This is a genomic window from Peribacillus simplex (genome assembly GCF_030123325.1).
Lineage (GTDB): Bacteria > Bacillota > Bacilli > Bacillales > DSM-1321 > Peribacillus > Peribacillus simplex_D.
On record NZ_CP126106.1, the window covers coordinates 947,187 to 966,939 of the forward strand.

Genomic DNA, 19,753 nt, shown 5'->3' on the forward strand with positions numbered 1-19,753 from the left:
TTGGAGGGTGATTTAATGTATACAGATTTAGAAGGTAAGGTCGTTGTTATAACGGGTTCATCCACTGGTTTAGGAAAAGCGATGGCCATTCGCTTTGCTAAGGAAAAGGCAAAGGTCGTGGTTAATTACCGTACTAAATTAGAGGAAGCAGATAGTGTAATGGAAGAAATCAAAACAAATGGTGGGGAAGCCATTGCAGTAAAAGGCGATGTCACCATTGAAGAAGATGTCATTAACCTTGTTGAATCAGCGGTAAAGAATTTCGGAAAACTCGATATATTCATCAATAATGCAGGAATTGAAAATCCGGTTCCATCTCACGAGATGCCGTTAAGCGACTGGAATAGGGTGATCAACACCAACTTAACCGGAAATTTCCTGGGCTGCCGTGAAGCTATCAAGTATTTTGTCGAAAACGATATGAAAGGGAATGTTATAAACATGTCCAGTGTACATGAGATGATTCCCTGGCCTTTATTCGTTCACTATGCGGCAAGCAAGGGCGGGGTGAAGCTGCTTACGGAAACCCTGGCTCTTGAGTATGCACCAAAAGGGATCCGAGTGAACGGCATAGGTCCTGGAGCCATCGCGACGCCAATAAATGCCGACAAGCTTGAAGACCCCGAAAAGAAAAAAGATCTTGAAAGCATGATTCCGATGGGGTATATCGGAAAGCCTGAAGAAATTGCTGCGGTTGCTGCATGGCTGGCATCTTCAGAGTCCAGTTATGTAACGGGCATCACTCTATTCGCTGACGGAGGAATGACAAAATACCCTGCATTCCAAGCGGGAAGAGGATGAATTTAGTTTAATTTGATGCAACAAGAATCCCAGCAGGATCATTCCTGCTGGGATTCTTGTTAAAAAAGCATTAACGAGTATGATGATTATACCAGCTAATGAAGTTATCGACGACCGTATCGATAAACTGGACAGTCGACTCATGTGTAAGCCTGCCTTCGTTATCGATTTTGTCATGCACTGCACCAACATATACTTCATTTCCAGGAAGGAGCGGGGAGGAGATGCCTAATGCGAATAGGATCTCACGCAAATGCAATTGAGCTTTAACCGTGCCTAATTGCCCCATTGACGCACCCATGATCCATGAAGGTTTGCCGATCAAGACTTTATCGACACGTGATAACCAATCGATTGCATTGCCCAATACGCCTGGAATCGTACCATTGTATTCAGGTGTTACCCACAAGACCGCATCTGCTTCGGCCACTTTGCCTTTAAATTCTTTTACAACTGATGGAGGGTCATTTTCAATATCTTGATCATAAAAAGGTAAATCCCGAATGTTCAAGATTTCGAGATCAAACCGATCTTGATATCTAGTTTGAATATATTTTGCTAGTTTAAGGTTGTAAGACTCTTTACGAATACTTCCCACTATTGCAACAACTTTCATCTTCAATACCTCCAAGGATTTGTAATGGATAATCATGTAAATGTGTTCCACTTACCTATTATAATTGGAATATAAATGAAAGGGAAAAAGGATGCTTGAGAAATTATCATTCTGCGGATCACCCTTCATTCACCCCACGATGAAAATGCTTTTCCATGACATAGCCAAAAAAGGAGGCAAGGATTTGTTGAAACAGCATGCCAAGTACAACGGGAACAGCGACGGCAGCAGGGAAATAGGTGGTTGCAAGGACGGCCCCAGCACTGATGTTTCGCATACCACCTGTAAATGTCAAGGTGATGATATCCCCCTTTTCCCATCTTAAATATGCACCGACCATCCAAGAAAGGGCATACCCTGAAGCTGCTATGAACAAAACCAGGAAGGCCATGACCATTAATTTCTTATCGAAATGGGTTAAGTAAGGAGCGATTTTTGAACTGTTCAATATGACTACGATTCCAACGCTTATCTTGGAAAATGGAGCTAAGCGGGGGGATAATGTATATTGTATTTTCCCTTTTGTAGCCTGATTCAAGAACATGGCAAGCATGGAGGGAAGAACGACCATTCCGATTAATCCTTTCACAATCGACCCCAAATCCATTTCGATCGAACCGCCTCCAAGAAGGGAAACACTGTAAGGAACGATGAATGGCGAGAGTAGGGTGTCGATCAAGATGATGGTTAGGGCAAGTACGGCATTCCCATTATAAATGGATACCCAGATCATACTGGTGACACCGGTTGGAATCACTACAGCCAGGACTAGTCCGGTAATCGTAAAAGCATCACCATGAAACACTAAGTGGCCGAGACCAAAGGCCCAAATAGGCATGAGCATATGAAGGATGAGCAATACGATGAAAACAGGTAAAGGGTGGGTGACAGCCTGCTGCAAAGATTTAAAGTTGGAGCCTAAACTTCCGGAAAATGTTATGAAGGCAAATATCCATGGAACAAGAAAGGTGTAATCCATTAGATGTTCGGCCAATAATACCCCAATAACCACGCTTAACGGAGTGATGAGAGGCATGATTTTATCCATTTGTTCATTTATTGTTTTCAGCATCATTCATCCACTTCCTGAACTATTCTATTAAATAAGTTTAACATATTCCCAAAGAAATAATTTGTAAGACAAGTAATTTGTCAATTTATTTTTTGTGTTTTTAAAAATTTTAAATATTGGAAGGGTTTCATCGTTTCAAAAAGGGTTTTCCCGATTATGTTCATTAAAAAGAGATTTTGGCAGGTTTGTTCGATGCAGCATTGTATATTCATCGAAAAATAGTTTAAAGTAGAGGGGAGAGGTGAAAGGAATGTCAGAGAAGGTTTCCAGTATAATGTGGTTTAGTCTTGCAGTACAAGCCCTGCTTGTTCTTGCTGATCATGATGGATTATGCAATAGTAATAAATTGGCTGATAAGCTTGATTCGGAGTCAGGTTTTCTTAGAAAAATATTAAGTAATTTAGTGAAGGCAGGGCTGATTCAAGCAAAGGAAGGCAGGGATGGGGGATATTCACTTGCCAAAAATCCCGAACAAATCATTCTTGCAGATATATACGCTGCAATTAAATCCGAACCTTTTTCAAAGGGCTTTCTTGATGTGAATGATAAGAAATGCTTTCAACCATCTTCACGCGAAGCTTTATGCGGTTTAAAAAATGAGATGGAGAGCTGGATTATACAAGGCTTGGAGCAGAAGACGATTGCTGATTTACTTTCAAAATCTTAAAGTGAAAAACGAAACTGACATGGTTTCGTTTTTCTTAAACTGTATTTGACAAAAGAACAGTATGCGTTATATACTGTTCCTGTATTAATTACAGTTAAATGGAGGTCATTATAAATGACAAAAAATATAATGAGTAAAGAAGAGTACCTAAATAAATCGAAAGAATTGAATATACCGCTAGAAAAACCCAAAGTCCTTAATGATACGGACTTCATTACGGTAGCAAAAGAGCGGAGATCTGTTCGCCAGTACGATGCTGAATACGTGATGACTGAAGAAGAAATTCGCGAAATCCTGGATATTGCGATTCAAGCACCGTCTTCTTCCAACTTACAGCCGTGGAGATTCCTTGTGATCCAAGATAAGCAAACCCAACAAGAATTGCTCCCCATCGCCAATAACCAACAACAAATCGTCGATGCATCTGCTGTCATTGCCGTTTTAGCTGATATAGAAGGTTACAAAAATGCAGAGCGGATTTATGGTGAATTAGTCAATAAAGGAATCATGAAGAATGAAATCAAAGAGCCATATGTAGCCTCTATTCTGCATAATTACGGAAACTTTTCCGCTGATAAGGCTTTAAGTGTAGCCATGATTGACGGTGGTTTGGTTTCCATGCAGATCATGTTGGCAGCAAAAGCAAAAGGATACGATACAGTGCCAATGGGTGGGTTCGATGAAGCAAAATTTGTGGATGCATTCAATGTACCGGAAAACTTCAAACCCGTCATGTTAATTTCCATTGGAAAAGGAACTAAAGCAGGCTTTGAAAAAGTCCGTTTGCCACTTGATGATGTATTGACTTGGAATAAATACTAAGATTTTGGACCAATATTTGTACTTTGTTAAAAGGATAGCTAAAACTCGCTATCCTTTTTTTCATGATTTGAGTTTTGCTCTTTACTCCTCTTATTAAAAATGATTATTCTCGCAAGCGATATAAGGATATGTTACAATTTTTCCAGATATTTCTTTTGGAGTATCTCTTCTAAAAACAAAGACGGTAAAAACAAGCATAAGGGATAAACAGAACTAAAGAATTATTTTTGGAGCTGCAAGCCAAAGCCGTTCACAATGGATGGGAGGGAGTCCTTATGAAGAATATGAAAAGCGAAGTGCTCTCATGGTTGAAATCTATCTTATTCGCTTTAATGATCGTGTTCATTTGCCAACAGTTTTTATTTACACCAGTTACAGTAAAAGGTGAATCAATGGAGCCGACTTATGAAAATGATGACCGGATAGTGGTAGCTAAAATCGGAAAGCCGGAGCGCTTCGATATGGTCGTATTTTATGCTCCGGATGCGAAAGAGAATTATATAAAAAGGGTGATCGGTTTACCAGGTGACAGCGTCGAAATGAAAGATGATGTCTTATATATCAATGGGAAAAAGTATACGGAACCATATTTGAAAACAAAAAAAGGGGAAATTCCACCTGAAGAAAATCTGACGGAGAATTTCACCCTGAGTGAGTTACTTGGGAAATCCAGGGTACCTGCCGGTCATTTATTTGTCATGGGGGATAATCGACGGAATAGTTGGGATGGAAGAAGATTTGGTTTTATTTCTGAAAAATCACTATTGGGTAAAGTTAAATTTCGTATCTACCCATTAAATGAAATGGGAGTGCCGAAGTAAATGGAAAGCCAAGAGGATAATTAATGGACTAAGTTGTATTTATAGCAGATGATGGATAAGAACCTTTTCCTGTGGTTAAGGTTTTTCATTTTGGATTGTGGGGGTATACATATGACGAATGGGTTAGCTGCCATCTCCATCCCGATGCTGGATGAAGAAATGGGAAGGCAGGTTAAAGGACATGTCGATTCGCTGACGGTTCCTCAGGGAAGCTTAGGAAGGCTTGAAGAATGGATAATCGAACTGGCCAAGATGACAGGAGAGGCATTTCCGGACATTTCGAAACCGGGGGTGATCGTGTTTGCGGCCGACCATGGAATAACGGAAGAAGGGATTTCGGCTTATCCAAAAGAAGTGACGGAACAAATGGCACTTAATTTCCTGAATGACGGTGCTGCCATCAATGTATTAAGCCGCGCGATAGGTGCTTACTTGGACATTGTCGATATAGGGATCGATGCAGATATCGAAGCACCGGGGTTAACTTCGAGAAAAGTCCGCAATGGAACTAGAAACTTTTATAAGGAAGAGGCGATGACCAAGGAAGAGGTAATTCAAGCGCTTGAAATTGGATATGACCGTGCACAGAAAATGATTGCCCGTGGTGCGAACTGCCTGATTCTTGGTGAAATGGGAATCGGAAATACGACTTCCAGTACCGCCATCATCTCCGTCGTAAGCGGGAAAAGCGTAGAATCACTAGTGGGGCAGGGAACAGGATTGAAGTCAGAGGGCATTATACATAAGCGAAGAATAATTGAAGAAGCGATTTCATTAAGAAATCCAAATCCTGATGATCCAATCAATATTTTGATGAAAATCGGCGGGTTCGAAATTGCAGGTATGGCAGGGGCCATGCTAGCTGCAGCGAATAACCGTATCCCCATTCTTGTTGATGGTTTCATTACAACCACGGCTGCTGTATTGGCAAACCTGATTTCCGGACGTGCAGCCGATTATATGTTTGTTGGACATCAATCTGCAGAACCTGGTCATGGAACGGCAATAGAACTGATTGGCAAGGAGCCGATCCTCGATGTGGGAATGAGAATCGGGGAAGGAACAGGGGCTGCCCTGTCATACCCCATCCTTAAGGCAGCGACATTGGTCATTAAAGAAATGGCAACATTTGAATCTGCAGGCGTGTCAAATAAGTAAGAAATAGGAGACCTTCATTGCGATGGTCTCCTATTTATATGGTTTCTTTCAGTTCACTTTTACTTAATGGGCAGATGACCTTTATATTTCTTCATTTTCCTGACGACGGAAGGTTGGCTGATCCCTAAGAATTTTGCCATTTCATATGTGGACTTACATTGTTTACTCGCTTTCATCATCATCCATTTTTCCACTTGTTCGAGGGCGGTATTGAGATCACTATCATCAACCATCATATCGTCAATCATTAGGGTATCATCTATTTTCTCAAAAGATTCTTGTCCATGGAAATGGGAGGGGAGAAAGCCAGGGAAAATGATGGAGTCCTCCGAGGTCAAAATGAGCCGTTCAATCAGGTTTTCCAATTCACGCACGTTTCCTGACCATTTATGCTGAATCAGTATTTCGTAAGTGGAAGGGTGCAATTTCTTATCTGACTTGTATTTCTTGTTGATGATTTCGAGATTATGATTGATTAAGATGGCAATATCTTCTTTTCTTTCTCGTAATGGCGGTATTTGGATGGGAATCACATTTAAGCGATAATACAAATCGAGCCTGAATGTTCCCTTTTCCACCATTTCCTCAAGGTTTTGATTGGTTGCCGTTACAAGCCGAAAATCTATCTTATGCTCTTTTTTTCCGCCCACCCTTTTAAAAGTCTTCTCTTGCAGGACATTTAATAATTTCACTTGCATATCCAGCGGAAGCTCACCGATTTCATCCAGAAATAGGGTACCATTATCTGCTTGTTCTACTAGCCCTTGCTTCCCCTGCTTCTGCGCTCCGGTGAAGGATCCCGCTTCATATCCAAACATTTCAGATTCAAAGAGACTCTCTGGGATGGTACTGCAGTTGACTTCGATGAATGGCTCTTTGCTGCGGTAACTCTGATTATGCAGACGGCGGGCGAATACGCTCTTTCCCACACCGGATTCACCAAGAAGCATGACTGTCGCATCCGTTTTGGAAACACGGTGTATCATTTTGGCGATTTGCCGCATTTCCTTGCTGCGATAAATCAGCTCCTCCTGTTCCCTTAGTTCCTCGACCTCCGATTGGTATTCTTGTATCTTTTTCTCCAATTGACCGTACTGATCCTGGAGGTTCCTGATTTCAGTTTGATCCTGGGCGTAGCTGACGACACGAATCAATTCACCATCATCATCAAAGATGGGGTAGGCAGTCGACATGACGATTTTTCCCGTCTTCGTATGCTGCATGATCTGGACAGGAGTTTTCTTTTTCAATACCATCGCGGAAATCGACGGTGAAAGGATTCCTTCCGTTTCGAGCTGGTAGACGGATTTTCCCAGATAATGTTCCGGTTCGATTCCATATATCCACCAATGGTTAGGATTCGTGAATAAAATGAATCCTTTTTCATCGGTCACGGTAATATTATTATTGGATGTGTTGATGATGCATTCCAAAACTCTTTTGATATTGTTATCACTCATCATTTTCCCCCTTATCCACTGTTCCGATGATTCAAATATAAATCAAAAATAGAGGTGAAATCAAGAATTTTCAGATATTTTGATTTGGAATTGAATCGTTTTTTATACGAGCCATGCCTGAAATAGTCTCAATCACTTCATTCATCAAAGCTAAAACTAGAGTAATAGAGTAGCAAACCTACCTTAAGGATATGGATATTTCCGGTTAACCTACTTATGTTTGGGTATAAATAAAGTAGAGAGTAATCGATTGAAGGAGTGATTGACTTGGCTGAAAAAAGAACCTTGGGACAATATTTATACAACTGCTTAAAAGCAGAAGGCATTACGGAGATTTTTGGTGTGCCTGGAGACTATAATTTCTCATTGCTAGATACTTTGGAAGATTACGATGGGATCGAGTTTATTAATGGACGAAATGAACTCAATGCTGGATACGCTGCGGACGCTTATGCCCGTGTGAAGGGAATTTCGGCACTAATCACCACCTTTGGTGTCGGTGAAATGAGCGCATGTAATGCAATCGCTGGCGCGTACAGTGAAAATGTGCCGCTCATACATATTGTCGGCTCGCCAAAGTCCATGATGCAACAGGAGAAGGAGCTTGCCCATCATACGTTAATGAATGGAGATTTTGATGTTTTCCGTAAGGTTTATGAGCATATCACCAGTTATACGGCAATTCTTACACCAGAAAATGCAGCTAGGGAGATACCCGCTGCAATCAGAATCGCGAAAGAAAAGAAAAAGCCCGTTTATTTGGTAGTGGCTATCGATCTTGTTGAAAAACCGTTGGTTTCTCACGGTGAGACTTCTGAAAATGTGGCCAAGTCGAATGTCAATGCGCTGCAGTCAGCAGTGAAGCATATAAAAGGGATGCTAGAACATGTAAACAAAGCGGTTCTCCTTGTCGACATGAAAACACTTCGTTATAACCTTCAGAAACCCGTACTGCAGCTCGCTGAGAGGTTAAATGTTCCAGTTGCTTCGTTAATGCAGGGGAAAAGCGGGTTTGATGAGAGCCATCCCCAGTATATTGGTGTTTACGGCGGAGCTTTCGGAAGTAAGGATGTAACTCAGACTGTTGAAGAAGCGGATTTCATCATAGCTGTTGGTACTGTTTGGTCAGACGTCAATACTTCCAAAGGTACAGCAAAGCTTAACCCGTTGAAAATGGTGGAAATTCAACCTGACACTTTAAAAGTGGGGGAAGCCAGTTATATGAATGTCGGTGCGGAAGAAATTTTAACTGCGCTTCAGGACATTGGTTACCGGCAGAACGAATCTGCTGGAAACATCTCGTTTCCGTATGACACAATGGTGGAAGACCCATCAGCACCACTGAAAGCGGCTTCCTATTATCCTCGAATTCAGCAAATGTTGAAAGAAAATGATATTGTGGTCACGGAAACAGGAACATTCTCTTATGGGATGTCACAGGTCAGGTTGCCGAAAGGGGCGACCTACATAGCCCAGGGAGGCTGGCAAAGCATCGGATATGCGACGCCCGCAGCTTTCGGTGCTTGTATAGCGGATAGAAATCGGCGTGTTCTTTTGTTTACCGGGGACGGTTCGATACAGCTGACAGCACAGGAAATAAGCTCGATGCTGGAGAACGGCTGCAAGCCCATCGTGTTTATTCTCAACAATAACGGGTACACGATCGAAAAATTCTTGAACGTAAAAGTCGATATAGAAAAACAGAAATACAACGAGATACCAGAGTGGGATTATACAAAACTGGCTGAAGCGTTTGGTCGGGAGGCATTTACAGCAAGAGTCGAGACGAATGGTGAACTGGATGATGCCATTACAAATGCTCAGAACGCCGATAAACTTTGCCTTATAGAGCTGGTCGTGAAAGATCAAATGGATGCCCCGGAATATTTGCAAAAAATGAGGCAGTATCTTGAAAAACAAGAGAAACTAAAGTAATGCCATGTTCGAAATGCTCTCACGCCGAACCATGCGACACTCCTGCCGAATAACTGGCTAGCCGGGACCCCACAGGCGCTTGCGCTGAGGAGGCTTGGCAGACAGTCGGCGGAAAGGGAGCGGATTTTTGAAATCAAGGTGGAACGATTTTTAAAGAAAGAAAGGTCTTCTGTTATGAAGGCCTTTTTTTGTTGGGAATGCAGATACTGTATAGCGTATAAGAATTCGGGAGGTATTGGAGATTACTATATCCATACGGCCCGAACAAGGACAAGAATACAAGTTCGAAAAGTAATCAGGATATATCAATATTGGTCACTGTCATTTCAAAATTGAAACCGAGAATTTTTAAAATAAGAGTAATACGGAAAATATCCATTTTTTTCTAAGTGGAGAAAACCATTCTTTTACAGTCGCTTTTCTGTAGATAAGTGGGCATAAAAAATGCGTGAAAATTTATCATTAGCGCGATTAATAGAATCAAATAAAGAAAATCTCAACAATAATCAGAGCCCATTTGACATTATTATACGCAAAAAAGCGTGTATGATAGTTTATCAAAACACGCTTTTTGCTCTTTTATCAAGGCATTTAATGCCATATCATCATTTAGTTAAGAACTCGGACTGCCTTTACAAAGCTAGGTCCCCAGTAAGAACTGTTGATGTTAGCGTAGGAAACACCTTTAGATGTGGAAGCATTCAGCATTTGACCATTACCGGCATAAATTCCCACATGATTGATTACACCATCATTGTTGGTATCGAAAAATACTAAATCCCCTTTTTGGAGGGATTTTGAAGATACAGTTGTACCAACTTGTGATTGTGCCACTGAAGTTCGAGGCAATGAAACACCTGCACTTTGGAAGGCCCTTAATGTGAATGAAGAGCAATCAAATACATCAGTGCGTGAAGTGCTCGCACCGTAAACATACCTGGCTCCCATATACTTAGCGCCAGCAGCCAAAACTTGATCCGCCTTGGTCGATTTGGACGGTTTTTTAATTGAAGATGCTGAGGCTTGTCCTGAAACCCGGATGGATTGGCCGATACGAATACGATTTGAATTGGAAATATTAGGGTTAATTTTAAGTAAGGCACTAAGGGAAAGGTTATATCTTTTAGCGATTGTTGATAAAGAATCCCCTAATTTAACCACATAAACTTCTGTTGTATTTTTACTATTATTCGTATTGTTGTTAAGTGTATTAACCTTCAAGACCTGGCCGGGAAAAATAAGGTTACTAGTCAAATTGTTTTTAGACTTTAATTGTTTGACAGTCATATTATTGACTCTAGCAATTTTGTCCAGGGTGTCCCCGGATTTGACCCTATATGTAGCATTAGAAGGACTGTTTTTAGCCGTAGAGCTGGATGCAGGGGTTTTTCCGGAAACTCGGATGGATTGGCCAATATAAATGCGATCCGAATTAGAAATATCAGTGTTTAATTTAAGCAGGGCACTAAGGGAAAGGTTATACTTTTTAGCAATTTTTGATAAAGAATCCCCCAGTTTAACCACATGTTTTTCGGTTTTATCTATATTTTTATCTGTATGGTTGTTAAGGTTATTAACCTTCAAGACTTGGCCGGGAAAAATGAGGTTACTAGTCAAATGGTTTTGTGACTTTAATGCTTGGACAGTTGTATGATTAGCTTTAGAGATTCCATCAAGGGTGTCCCCTGATTTAACTTGATAAGAACCAGCATAAGCAGAAGTGCCTGCCACTAGGGTACCTATAATGGTTCCTGCAAGAATGAAAGAGTTTTTAGAATTGTTCATTTAGGAAAGTTCCTCCTGATGTGGTAAAAAAATATGTAGCATTTATATTATAAGGGTATGGAATATAAAAAACATGACCCATATAAATAAAATTCAGCTTTTTCGTCATTTTTCATGTAATCTTTCTCAGGGAATTGGGGGTTTGTGGGATTAAGATGGAGTTTAAGAGGGCCATACTGGAATTTCGCATAAATAGATTAAAAGAGCATTTCATAAAATAGAAGTTTAAGGAAATTAAAAAGAAAGGTAAGGATAGCATATCCTTACCTTTCCATGATTCATTTTTTAATATTGTCTATAAACATAGGGATCATCCGGTTCAGCGATTTTATTATGTGATGATACTTTGAGCAGGGGAATGGTTTTCTTGAATGGCTGATAATAAATGGATTCCAATTCACCTGTCACGGAATACCACTCATCATTTTTAGGATGCATTCCTTCAGGAAATTCGATTAGCATACCGAATACCCCAGAGTCCGCGACACAGTGAATGACCCCAAACCGGAAAAGGAATACCTGGTTTTTGGCTAGCTCATTTGAATTGTACGAAAATCCGGTTAACGTTATTTGCTTGCCAGTGAACTTTCCAGGAGAGTAATAGATGGCTTCTAAATCGTTTAGGTAGTTTTCATCTGTCAATTGAAGACTCTCACGATCAACCAAGCCTTTGAGAGAGTTATCCATTAAAGTTAAATAGTCATCCTTGCCATAATAAAGACTCGTATCCGGCTGCAGGAATTGATGCTGGCTATATTCATCTGAGTCTTCATATACTGGAAAATGAAATCCTTTTTTTTCTACAATATTGGAGTCCATAGTGGCAACAGGCAAAAAGAGACCAGTTAAAATAGGAATGAGGTATAGGAAGTAAGTAAGGTTCCTTTTCCATTTCTTATTTTCCTGGGAGTGATCATGTCCGCACTGACAATCAATACATTCTTCTTGATTATCTTCCTTAAAATATAAGTAAGATCCCATTAACGTGAATATTGCCAGTATATAGATGGCAATCTGTGAAACATATGAATATTCCATATTAATGTATTTCGATATATTCCCCGAGGCGTGTAAGTGCATGAATAAAAAAGTAAGTCCAAGTAATATGAATAATCTTCCCATATAAAACACCCTCTTTAAGAAATAAACAATAAAGTTAGGCCTAAGACGGAAATGAATATATAGGCCATCAAACATAAAACGAATTTTGTTTTGAAGGTACCTAAAAGCATGATCGTATTTTTAATATCAAACATGGCCCCAAATACAAGAAAAGCAACAAGTGAAGAGGGCGAGAAGGTACTTCTAAAAGAACTTGCAACAAAGGCGTCCGCTTGGGAACACAAGGACATGACATAGGACAAAGCCATCATGACCGCATTCCCGGATAGTTTTCCTTGCCCAATTTCAAGCAATAGGGATGTTTTCAAAAACGTTTGAATGGCAGCTGCCAGCAGTGCACCAATGATTAAGTATTTTCCAACAGAAAAGAACTCTTCAATCGAGTGTTTAAACATCCCCGTTATTTTGTCTTTAAATGTAAGTTTATGGTGATGAATATGTTCGCTATGTTCCTGTTTAAGCTGATTTGTCTTGAATTGAAAAGACAGGATGCATGCAATGATCAGGACGACCACGAATGCAATTCCGGCACGATAGAAAACCATGCTCCAGCTATTACCAAACGCTATATAGGTGGAAAACAGGACGATCGGATTCAGAATGGGTGCAGAAAGCATAAAGGCAATGGCCGCTGAAAGAGGAACCCCTTTGGCGATCAAACGGCGGGTAATCGGGACGATCCCGCACTCGCAGGCAAGAAAAAAGACGCCTGCACCTATTGCGGATAGAACAGCTAAGATCGGATTTTTCGGAATGATTTTTGCAATCATCTCTTCTGACACAAACATTTGGATGATTCCAGATATAAGGACTCCCAGTAAAATGAAGGGAAGGGATTCAATTAGGATACTAATAAAAATTGTATTCATTTGCAAAAGGGCCTGAACGTTCATCATAAACCACCTTCCATATTGCTGACTTAACTATATTAGGTTCGTAATAGAAGGAAGTCAATTTATTATTACTGGGTTAATAGGATTGAAGTTGAATGGGTAAGGAAATTATGGAAATGGCATTATGGGATCTTGAGGGTACTTGAATAATTTAATGTATAAGTTTGGCAGAATTTAGTATTACTTCAATTTAAGCCTTGTCCCTTTTAAGGCCATGGCTGTCATTAACTATATTCATAATCTTTCATTCACGACTTGTTGATAATGGATTTCGGGATGATTACGGACAAAGTAAAATCCCCTCTAAGTGAACTGTGTAACATCCACAGAATTTACACATTTCACTTAGAGGGGATAAAATCATGGTTTATTTTTCGGCACAGCTTTATTAATTAGGTTTTTACGGGATATAAACGGATTATCGGTAACCCAGAAACGCCAAGGATAATCTTTTGCTGCCCCGGAGTTGTCGATTCCGACGCGGGGGCCGCTGGATATGTGTTCAGGCTGTTTTCCGGCAGCAAGATATAGAGGGGGATCCGTAAATGATCGTCCATAATCATCCATGGTGATGCCCAGTGCCTTTGTTAGCTTCCCAGGTCCATCGGTCCATTTACGAATATCGGCAATTCCGCGTCTTTCATGCATTAGCTCGAGCCCGGAATAGGGTTCAACCGCCCGGATTAAAATGGCTTCCGGATTTTCAGGACCGCCGCTTACGACATTGACCAGTGTATGTGTGTGCATGACGTATGTATATATCAAACCGGAATTTCCGAACATCACTTCCGTCCGTTTTGTCCTTCTATTTCCAAAACTATGTGCGGCCATGTCCCCAGGTCCAATATATGCCTCTGTTTCAACAATGAAACCAGAAGCGGTTCCATCCGCTGTTTCTTTTACAATGAGGCAGCCAAGAAGGGATTTTGCCAGTTCAAGCGTGGGCCTCTGATAAAAATCCCCAGGTAAAATTGAATGGTTTATCATAGTATCACTCCATTTAGTCTCATACAGGTAAATTTCCCTTATCAATGAAAAAGAAACATGAAGGGATTAAAAAAAGGGCCGGCTGAATATTTCAGCCGGTCCCGAGCATATTTTTAGCCTAATTCTTTTTCCGTTTCTTGATCTCTTTTGATTCGGCCTGAACCCACTGAAAGTGCCACTAATATCCCCGCGGAAACAAAAAAGATACCGGTGATGAAAACACTGGAGAATGCATCGATCCAAGCATTTTCAATCGTTTTTACAAGGACATTGCTGACTTCTGCCGGCATTTTAAGGTTTTCCGGATAAAGCATGATGTTGAATAACGCATCCGTTTTATCGGCTAATGCTTTCAGTGCCTCATGCAATATAGGGTCCTTTTGGCTTACGACCGCATCATCCATATTTTGCTGGAGATTGTGATTCATGACAGCGTTCAAAATCGTGATGCCCATCGTTCCTCCTATAGATCGGAAGAATGTGGAAGCCGCTGTAACAGACCCTAGCTGGGATTTTGGAAACTCGTTTTGAACGGCAATCATCAATGTCGGCATGACAAGCCCCATACCTATTCCAAGGATGGCCATGAATGAATACGCAGTGAATATAGTCGTACTGCCGTCCATCATGCTCATTAGGAAGAAGCCAAGCGTTGCAATGGCCATTCCAAAGGTAAGCACGGTACGAAAACGGAATTTCAAAAGTAGCCGCCCGCCAATGATGCTTGAAAGAATCATACCGATCATCATTGGAGTCATGGTCGACCCCGCTTTTGTTGGTGAAACTCCCAGTACGCCTTGCATGAACAGCGGGACGAACATGATTGCCCCGAACATGCCAAGGCCAAGCAAGAATCCCAAAATATTCGTGGTGGAAAAAACTCTATTTTTAAAAAGGGATAAATCAAGGATCGGTTCGACTGCTCTTCTTTCAAAAATGATGAATAGGGCAATGAAGCCAAGGGTGCTGCCGAAAATCAAGAGAGATTCCAGTGATAACCATTCGAATTTATCACCACCGAAGGTCAAGCCCAGCAGTAACAGCACAATACCAGGAATCAAGGTGAAAATCCCCAGGTAATCGATATTCACTTTCTCTGCTTTCCTTATGGCTTCATGTTTCAATCCTACATAAATCAAAATGGCAGATAGTAAGCCCGTCGGTACATTGATCAAAAAGATCCAATGCCAGCTGATATGGTCAACGATCAGGCCGCCAAGAAAAGGACCAATCACGGAACTTAAACCAAAAAGGGCTCCAAACACACCCTGCCATTTGGCTCTTTGTTCGGCAGAGAATATATCGCCGATTATCGTTTGGGATAAAGGCATGATCATTCCGCCGCCGATTCCCTGCAGCCCTCTATAAATGATCAATTGCTCCATCGAAGTGGCTGTGGCACATAAAAACGAACCAATCGTAAAAATGATCGTACCGAGCAGATAAAGGGAACGTCTGCCATATAAATCAGATAGCTTTCCAACAATGGGTACAACAGTCGTTGAGGCTATTAAATAGGCAGTCGTCACCCATGCAAAGATGGTAAAACCATTCAATTCCCCGATAATTGTCGGCATGGCCGTACCGACGATCGTCTGTTCCAATGAACTGAAAAACATTCCAATGATCAATCCTGTTAATACTAGCTTGGTATTGACCGCTTTTTTTTCCATTTGCATACGATTTCTCCATTCCTGGAACTGTATTCCTTATTCGTTTGTGACTAATAGGTCAAAATTATAAATCTGAAATGACCATTTAGTCAACGTTTTTTTCGCTTAAAATTTCAATTGCATAACGGTGGATATAAAGGTTCATCCATAACACTTATGTAATTCGACCAGAAACCACCAAATCCTTCCTGATTAATATCTCCAACGTGTTTCCATTTATCAAATCCGATATAATAAAATCAGAAGGAATATAGATGAACTTATGATTGGAAGTGTAAGATATGAATAAAAAAATCGGGTTTATTGGATGCGGCAAAATGGGTGAGGCAATGCTTGAGGGCATGTTGCTTGCAGAGGTCATTTCGCCTGAAAGTATCATGGTCAGTACAGCAAGTATTGAGACCAAAACTAAAATCACCACGAAATATAACGTTAAAGGCACTTTGGATAATGTAGAGGTTGCCGGTTTTGCCGACTTTCTCTTTCTAGGGATCCAACCTGCCATGCATAAGCACGTGCTTGAGGAAGTGAAGAATCATGTGAAAGAAGACGCTGTGCTTATCACTATGGCAGCGGGGATCACTATATCTTTAGTTGAGAGCAGCTTCGGAAAAAAGGTGAAGGTTGTCCGGACGATGCCAAACACTCCTTCGCTTGTCGGTGAAGGCATGACGGCCATGAGCATCAATGATCAAATTACCGATGCTGATTTAGAGGATGTGACTGCACTGCTGGATAGTTTCGGTAAAACGGAAATCCTGCATGAAGATTTGATGGACGCAGTACCGGCCATCAGCGGCTCGTCGCCTGCTTATGTATACATGTTCATCGAGGCTTTGGCCGATGGAGGGGTCCGTGATGGCATTCCAAGAAAACAAGCATACCGAATGGCAGCACAAGCTGTAATGGGTGCTGCTAAAATGGTGCTCGAAACGGAAAGACATCCTGCTGCTTTAAAGGATGATGTCTGCACGCCTGGCGGTTCAACGATAGCTGCGGTAGCGTCTTTAGAAGAGAATCAGCTAAGATCCAGCATTCTGCAAGCAATGAAGGCCTGCACGGGTAAAACGAAAGGTTTCAGTAAGTGAAGCAAGATGGATTGCCTATTAGCGGGCAATCTCATTATGTGTGATATTTTCAGAATGTTTGGTAAAAAACGAGGGGGCAGCATAATGAATGGTTATATAGAAGAATTAAGGAAGATTCTGACGGAAGAACAAGTAACGGTGAATGGAACATTATTGGAACAGCACAGCCATGATGAATCATATCATACTCCGCATTTACCGGATATGGTCATTTATCCAAGGGATACTGCGGAAGTCAGCGCAGTCATGCGGTATGCGAATGAGCATGAAATACCAATCATTCCTTTTGGATTAGGATCAAGTTTGGAGGGGCATGTCGTTCCAGTCAAAGGGGGCATTTCGCTGGATTTGTCCTTGATGAATCAAATATTGGACATCAGGGAAAATGATTTCCTTGTGAAGGTCCAACCAGGTGTGACAAGGACGCAACTCAATAAGGAATTAAAAAAATACGGTTTGTTCTTTTCCGTCGATCCTGGCGCCGATGCTACATTGGGAGGGATGGCAGCTACGAATGCAAGTGGGACGACCTCGGTCAAATATGGGATAATGCGCGATCAAGTCAGGGATTTGGAAGTGGTTTTAGCAAACGGTGAAGTGATTCATTCCGGAAGTTTAGCGACAAAATCATCTTCAGGCATTCACTTGAATGGCTTGTTTGTTGGCTCTGAAGGTACGCTAGGTGTATTTACTGAACTGACTTTAAAGGTATATGGCATTCCTGAAGTCACCATGGCTGGGAGAGCTTCATTTCCGACTGTCGAACAGGCAGTATCTGCGGTTAATGGGATCATGCTTGCTGGAATCCCGATTGCACGAATCGAATTGGTCGATGCCGAGTCCATAAAAAAAGTTAATCATTTCATGGACAAATCCTATGATGTCCAGCCAACTTTATTCCTCGAATTTCATGGGAATTTTGCCGGACTGGAACAGGACGTCAAATTTGCCAAGGAAATCGTAAGTGATTTTGGCTGTTGCGATATTCAGTTTGAAACCGATTCAAAAGCACGGAATGCCTTATGGGAAGCACGCCATAACCTCGCATACGCATTCATTCACAGCGCACCTGGAAAGAAGCTGATGGTGACCGACGTAAGTGTGCCCCTTCATGAATTATCGAATGCCATACTGGATACAAGGAAGAAAGTCGAACAATCCAAAGTGGAGGGTGCGATTGTAGGACATGTAGGTGATGGGAATTATCACGTATTGTTCATGATTGATCTGAAAAATCCTGAAGAAGTTAAAGAAGCAAAGAGGTTAAATGAAGAAATCGTCGAATATGCATTAACAAAAGGCGGTACATGTACGGGTGAACATGGGGTAGGACTTGGAAAATCGAAGTATCAGCGGAGGGAGCATGGAGGAGCTTACGAAGTGATGAAAACGATCAAACAGGCATTGGATCCGAAAGGGATAATGAATCCTGGGAAGATCTTCATAGATTAATAGGAATATTCTATTTTGTAGAGTAGTAATAACATCAAACAGACTTGACCCCATATACAGCTTCAATGAGATTCTCGTCCAAAAAATAAGACTCCAGACAAGATTATGTCTGGAGTCTTATTTTTATTAAGCGTTAATGTTATTTGAGTTTAAGGCATTTTCAACACTTACATAGTTGTAGCCAAGGTCTGTGGCAACTGCTTCGAACGTGATTTCACCGTTCGCTACGTTGACGCCTTTTGCTAGTGCATCATTTTCAAGGATCGCTTTGATGGCACCTTTGTTTGCAATTTGAAGTGCAAAAGGTACTGTTACGTTAGTTAATGCAACTGTAGAAGTTTGAGGCACTGCTCCTGGCATATTCGCCACTGCATAATGCACTACTCCATGTTTAACATAAGTAGGGTTATCATGTGTCGTTATGTGGTCGACCGTTTCAAAGATACCGCCTTGGTCGATTGCGACATCGACAATGACTGAACCAGGAGACATCGATTTAACCATTTCTTCAGTAACGAGCTTAGGAGCTTTAGCACCTGGAATCAATACAGCACCGATCACTAAATCGGCATCTTTGACTGCTTCCGCAATATTATAAGGGTTGGAGATAAGTGTAGTCAGTTCATTTCCGAAAATATCATCAAGTTGACGAAGGCGGTCAGGGCTTAAGTCAAGAATGGTAACATCTGCGCCTAATCCAATAGCGATTTTAGCAGCATTCGTTCCAACCATACCTCCGCCGATAACAGCCACTTTACCACGTTTAACTCCAGGAACTCCGCTTAAGAGTATTCCTTTGCCGCCGTTATTTTTTTCAAGGAACTGAGCACCGATTTGTGCAGCCATGCGTCCTGCAACTTCACTCATTGGTGTCAATAAAGGAAGTGTGCGGTTTACTGCAACCGTTTCATAAGCAATGGCCAAGACACCGCTTTCTTTTAGGGCCTGAGCTAGTGCCGGTTCAGCCGCAAGATGTAAATATGTGAAAAGGATTAAATCCTTTCGGAAATATTTATATTCAGATGAGATAGGTTCTTTTACCTTCATGATCATTTCTGTGCTTGACCAAACGCTAGCAGCGTCCTCGACTATAACAGCACCAGCTTCTTGATATGATTCATTTGTAAAACTGCTTCCTAGACCTGCGTTCATTTCGATTAATACTTCGTGACCTGCATTGACTAATGCTACAACCCCAGCTGGAGTGATAGCTACACGGTTTTCATTGTTTTTAATCTCTTTTGGAATTCCTATTCTCATCTTAATCCCTCCAATAATATGTTTTACTATTTGTATCACAAGTATAATTGGAAAAAGAAATAGTTAGTATGTGGAAATCAGAAAATTGAAAAAGGTGTATTTGTGGAATTCCACAAACGCAGTGTCAAAAAATTTGGGCTC

General features: G+C 41.2%; 17 protein-coding genes. 8 read left to right on the plus strand and 9 right to left on the minus strand.

All coding sequences use genetic code 11. The features are described 5' to 3' along the window. The first annotated feature begins 15 nt into the window (after positions 1-15). Positions 16-801: a glucose 1-dehydrogenase gene (locus QNH43_RS04515; RefSeq protein ID WP_283916949.1), complete on the plus strand. Its 786-nt coding sequence runs from the start codon at positions 16-18 to the stop codon at positions 799-801. 70 nt (positions 802-871) lie between these two features. On the opposite strand, the gene QNH43_RS04520 is transcribed toward QNH43_RS04515, so the two are convergent. Both QNH43_RS04520 and QNH43_RS04525 read right to left on the minus strand, forming a co-directional pair. After that, the gene (locus QNH43_RS04520) at positions 872-1,417 is read right to left on the minus strand and encodes an NADPH-dependent FMN reductase (RefSeq protein WP_283916950.1); all 546 of its coding nucleotides are present in this window, start codon (positions 1,415-1,417) and stop codon (positions 872-874) included. Positions 1,418-1,535: 118 nt separating this feature from the next. Continuing rightward, a complete protein-coding gene (locus tag QNH43_RS04525; protein ID WP_283918284.1) occupies positions 1,536-2,489 on the minus strand; it encodes a bile acid:sodium symporter family protein in 954 nt (317 codons plus the stop codon). Positions 2,490-2,739: 250 nt separating this feature from the next. Here QNH43_RS04525 and QNH43_RS04530 point away from each other — a divergent pair, with 250 nt between their 5' ends. The 4 genes from QNH43_RS04530 (at position 2,740) to cobT (ending at position 5,957) form a co-directional block, all read left to right on the plus strand. Continuing rightward, positions 2,740-3,156 carry an RrF2 family transcriptional regulator gene (locus QNH43_RS04530; RefSeq protein WP_076367661.1) on the plus strand — a complete coding sequence of 139 codons (417 nt, stop codon included), beginning with the start codon at positions 2,740-2,742 and terminating at the stop codon, positions 3,154-3,156. 114 nt (positions 3,157-3,270) lie between these two features. Then, the gene (locus tag QNH43_RS04535; RefSeq protein WP_283916951.1) at positions 3,271-3,978 is read left to right on the plus strand and encodes a nitroreductase family protein; all 708 of its coding nucleotides are present in this window, start codon (positions 3,271-3,273) and stop codon (positions 3,976-3,978) included. A 275-nt stretch (positions 3,979-4,253) separates the two neighbouring features. Next, complete coding sequence (gene lepB, locus QNH43_RS04540; RefSeq protein WP_283916952.1) at positions 4,254-4,799, plus strand: signal peptidase I; 546 nt, start codon at positions 4,254-4,256, stop codon at positions 4,797-4,799. A gap of 111 nt (positions 4,800-4,910) precedes the next feature. Continuing rightward, positions 4,911-5,957, plus strand: a complete 1,047-nt coding sequence (gene cobT / locus QNH43_RS04545; RefSeq protein WP_283916953.1) for a nicotinate-nucleotide--dimethylbenzimidazole phosphoribosyltransferase — start codon at positions 4,911-4,913, stop codon at positions 5,955-5,957. Between the two features lie 59 nt (positions 5,958-6,016). Here the strand turns inward: cobT and QNH43_RS04550 are convergent, their stop codons facing one another. Further along, positions 6,017-7,420, minus strand: a complete 1,404-nt coding sequence (locus QNH43_RS04550; RefSeq protein ID WP_283916954.1) for a sigma-54 interaction domain-containing protein — start codon at positions 7,418-7,420, stop codon at positions 6,017-6,019. Positions 7,421-7,684: 264 nt separating this feature from the next. On the opposite strand from QNH43_RS04550, the gene QNH43_RS04555 reads away from it, so the two are divergent. Continuing rightward, positions 7,685-9,352, plus strand: a complete 1,668-nt coding sequence (locus QNH43_RS04555) for an alpha-keto acid decarboxylase family protein (protein ID WP_283916955.1) — start codon at positions 7,685-7,687, stop codon at positions 9,350-9,352. A 609-nt stretch (positions 9,353-9,961) separates the two neighbouring features. Here the strand turns inward: QNH43_RS04555 and QNH43_RS04560 are convergent. The 5 genes from QNH43_RS04560 to QNH43_RS04580 all read right to left on the minus strand — a co-directional run bounded on the left by QNH43_RS04560 (position 9,962) and on the right by QNH43_RS04580 (position 15,818). After that, a complete protein-coding gene (locus tag QNH43_RS04560) occupies positions 9,962-11,137 on the minus strand; it encodes a C40 family peptidase (RefSeq protein WP_283916956.1) in 1,176 nt (391 codons plus the stop codon). Between the two features lie 285 nt (positions 11,138-11,422). Then, entirely contained in the window at positions 11,423-12,259 is an 837-nt protein-coding gene (locus QNH43_RS04565) for a TIGR03943 family putative permease subunit (protein ID WP_283916957.1), read from the minus strand. Positions 12,260-12,273: 14 nt separating this feature from the next. Next, the gene (locus QNH43_RS04570) at positions 12,274-13,155 is read right to left on the minus strand and encodes a permease (protein WP_434060152.1); all 882 of its coding nucleotides are present in this window, start codon (positions 13,153-13,155) and stop codon (positions 12,274-12,276) included. A gap of 357 nt (positions 13,156-13,512) precedes the next feature. After that, positions 13,513-14,139: a DNA-3-methyladenine glycosylase gene (locus QNH43_RS04575; RefSeq protein ID WP_283916958.1), complete on the minus strand. Its 627-nt coding sequence runs from the start codon at positions 14,137-14,139 to the stop codon at positions 13,513-13,515. A gap of 113 nt (positions 14,140-14,252) precedes the next feature. Continuing rightward, positions 14,253-15,818, minus strand: coding sequence for an MDR family MFS transporter (locus QNH43_RS04580; RefSeq protein ID WP_283916959.1), 1,566 nt, complete (start codon positions 15,816-15,818; stop codon positions 14,253-14,255). A 275-nt stretch (positions 15,819-16,093) separates the two neighbouring features. Between QNH43_RS04580 and proC the strand changes: the two genes are divergently transcribed. Together proC and QNH43_RS04590 are read left to right on the plus strand one after the other, a co-directional pair. Beyond that, positions 16,094-16,900 carry a pyrroline-5-carboxylate reductase gene (proC, locus tag QNH43_RS04585; RefSeq protein ID WP_283916960.1) on the plus strand — a complete coding sequence of 269 codons (807 nt, stop codon included), beginning with the start codon at positions 16,094-16,096 and terminating at the stop codon, positions 16,898-16,900. 84 nt (positions 16,901-16,984) lie between these two features. Further along, positions 16,985-18,352, plus strand: coding sequence for an FAD-binding oxidoreductase (locus QNH43_RS04590; protein ID WP_283916961.1), 1,368 nt, complete (start codon positions 16,985-16,987; stop codon positions 18,350-18,352). A 126-nt stretch (positions 18,353-18,478) separates the two neighbouring features. Here QNH43_RS04590 and ald read toward each other — a convergent pair whose 3' ends face one another. Further along, positions 18,479-19,612 carry an alanine dehydrogenase gene (gene ald, locus QNH43_RS04595; protein WP_283916962.1) on the minus strand — a complete coding sequence of 378 codons (1,134 nt, stop codon included), beginning with the start codon at positions 19,610-19,612 and terminating at the stop codon, positions 18,479-18,481. Positions 19,613-19,753: the final 141 nt, after the last annotated feature.

Excerpts from the sequence above, each read along its gene's own strand:
- QNH43_RS04515 (WP_283916949.1), top strand. The coding sequence starts at position 16 with ATGTATACAGATTTAGAAGGTAAGGTCGTTGTTATAACGGGTTCATCC.
- QNH43_RS04520 (WP_283916950.1), bottom strand. The coding sequence starts at position 1,417 with ATGAAAGTTGTTGCAATAGTGGGAAGTATTCGTAAAGAGTCTTACAAC.
- QNH43_RS04525 (WP_283918284.1), bottom strand. The coding sequence starts at position 2,489 with ATGCTGAAAACAATAAATGAACAAATGGATAAAATCATGCCTCTCATC.
- QNH43_RS04530 (WP_076367661.1), top strand. The coding sequence starts at position 2,740 with ATGTCAGAGAAGGTTTCCAGTATAATGTGGTTTAGTCTTGCAGTACAA.
- QNH43_RS04535 (WP_283916951.1), top strand. The coding sequence starts at position 3,271 with ATGACAAAAAATATAATGAGTAAAGAAGAGTACCTAAATAAATCGAAA.
- lepB (WP_283916952.1), top strand. The coding sequence starts at position 4,254 with ATGAAGAATATGAAAAGCGAAGTGCTCTCATGGTTGAAATCTATCTTA.
- cobT (WP_283916953.1), top strand. The coding sequence starts at position 4,911 with ATGACGAATGGGTTAGCTGCCATCTCCATCCCGATGCTGGATGAAGAA.
- QNH43_RS04550 (WP_283916954.1), bottom strand. The coding sequence starts at position 7,420 with ATGATGAGTGATAACAATATCAAAAGAGTTTTGGAATGCATCATCAAC.
- QNH43_RS04560 (WP_283916956.1), bottom strand. The coding sequence starts at position 11,137 with ATGAACAATTCTAAAAACTCTTTCATTCTTGCAGGAACCATTATAGGT.
- QNH43_RS04565 (WP_283916957.1), bottom strand. The coding sequence starts at position 12,259 with ATGGGAAGATTATTCATATTACTTGGACTTACTTTTTTATTCATGCAC.
- QNH43_RS04570 (WP_434060152.1), bottom strand. The coding sequence starts at position 13,155 with ATGATGAACGTTCAGGCCCTTTTGCAAATGAATACAATTTTTATTAGT.
- QNH43_RS04575 (WP_283916958.1), bottom strand. The coding sequence starts at position 14,139 with ATGATAAACCATTCAATTTTACCTGGGGATTTTTATCAGAGGCCCACG.
- QNH43_RS04580 (WP_283916959.1), bottom strand. The coding sequence starts at position 15,818 with ATGCAAATGGAAAAAAAAGCGGTCAATACCAAGCTAGTATTAACAGGA.
- proC (WP_283916960.1), top strand. The coding sequence starts at position 16,094 with ATGAATAAAAAAATCGGGTTTATTGGATGCGGCAAAATGGGTGAGGCA.
- QNH43_RS04590 (WP_283916961.1), top strand. The coding sequence starts at position 16,985 with ATGAATGGTTATATAGAAGAATTAAGGAAGATTCTGACGGAAGAACAA.
- ald (WP_283916962.1), bottom strand. The coding sequence starts at position 19,612 with ATGAGAATAGGAATTCCAAAAGAGATTAAAAACAATGAAAACCGTGTA.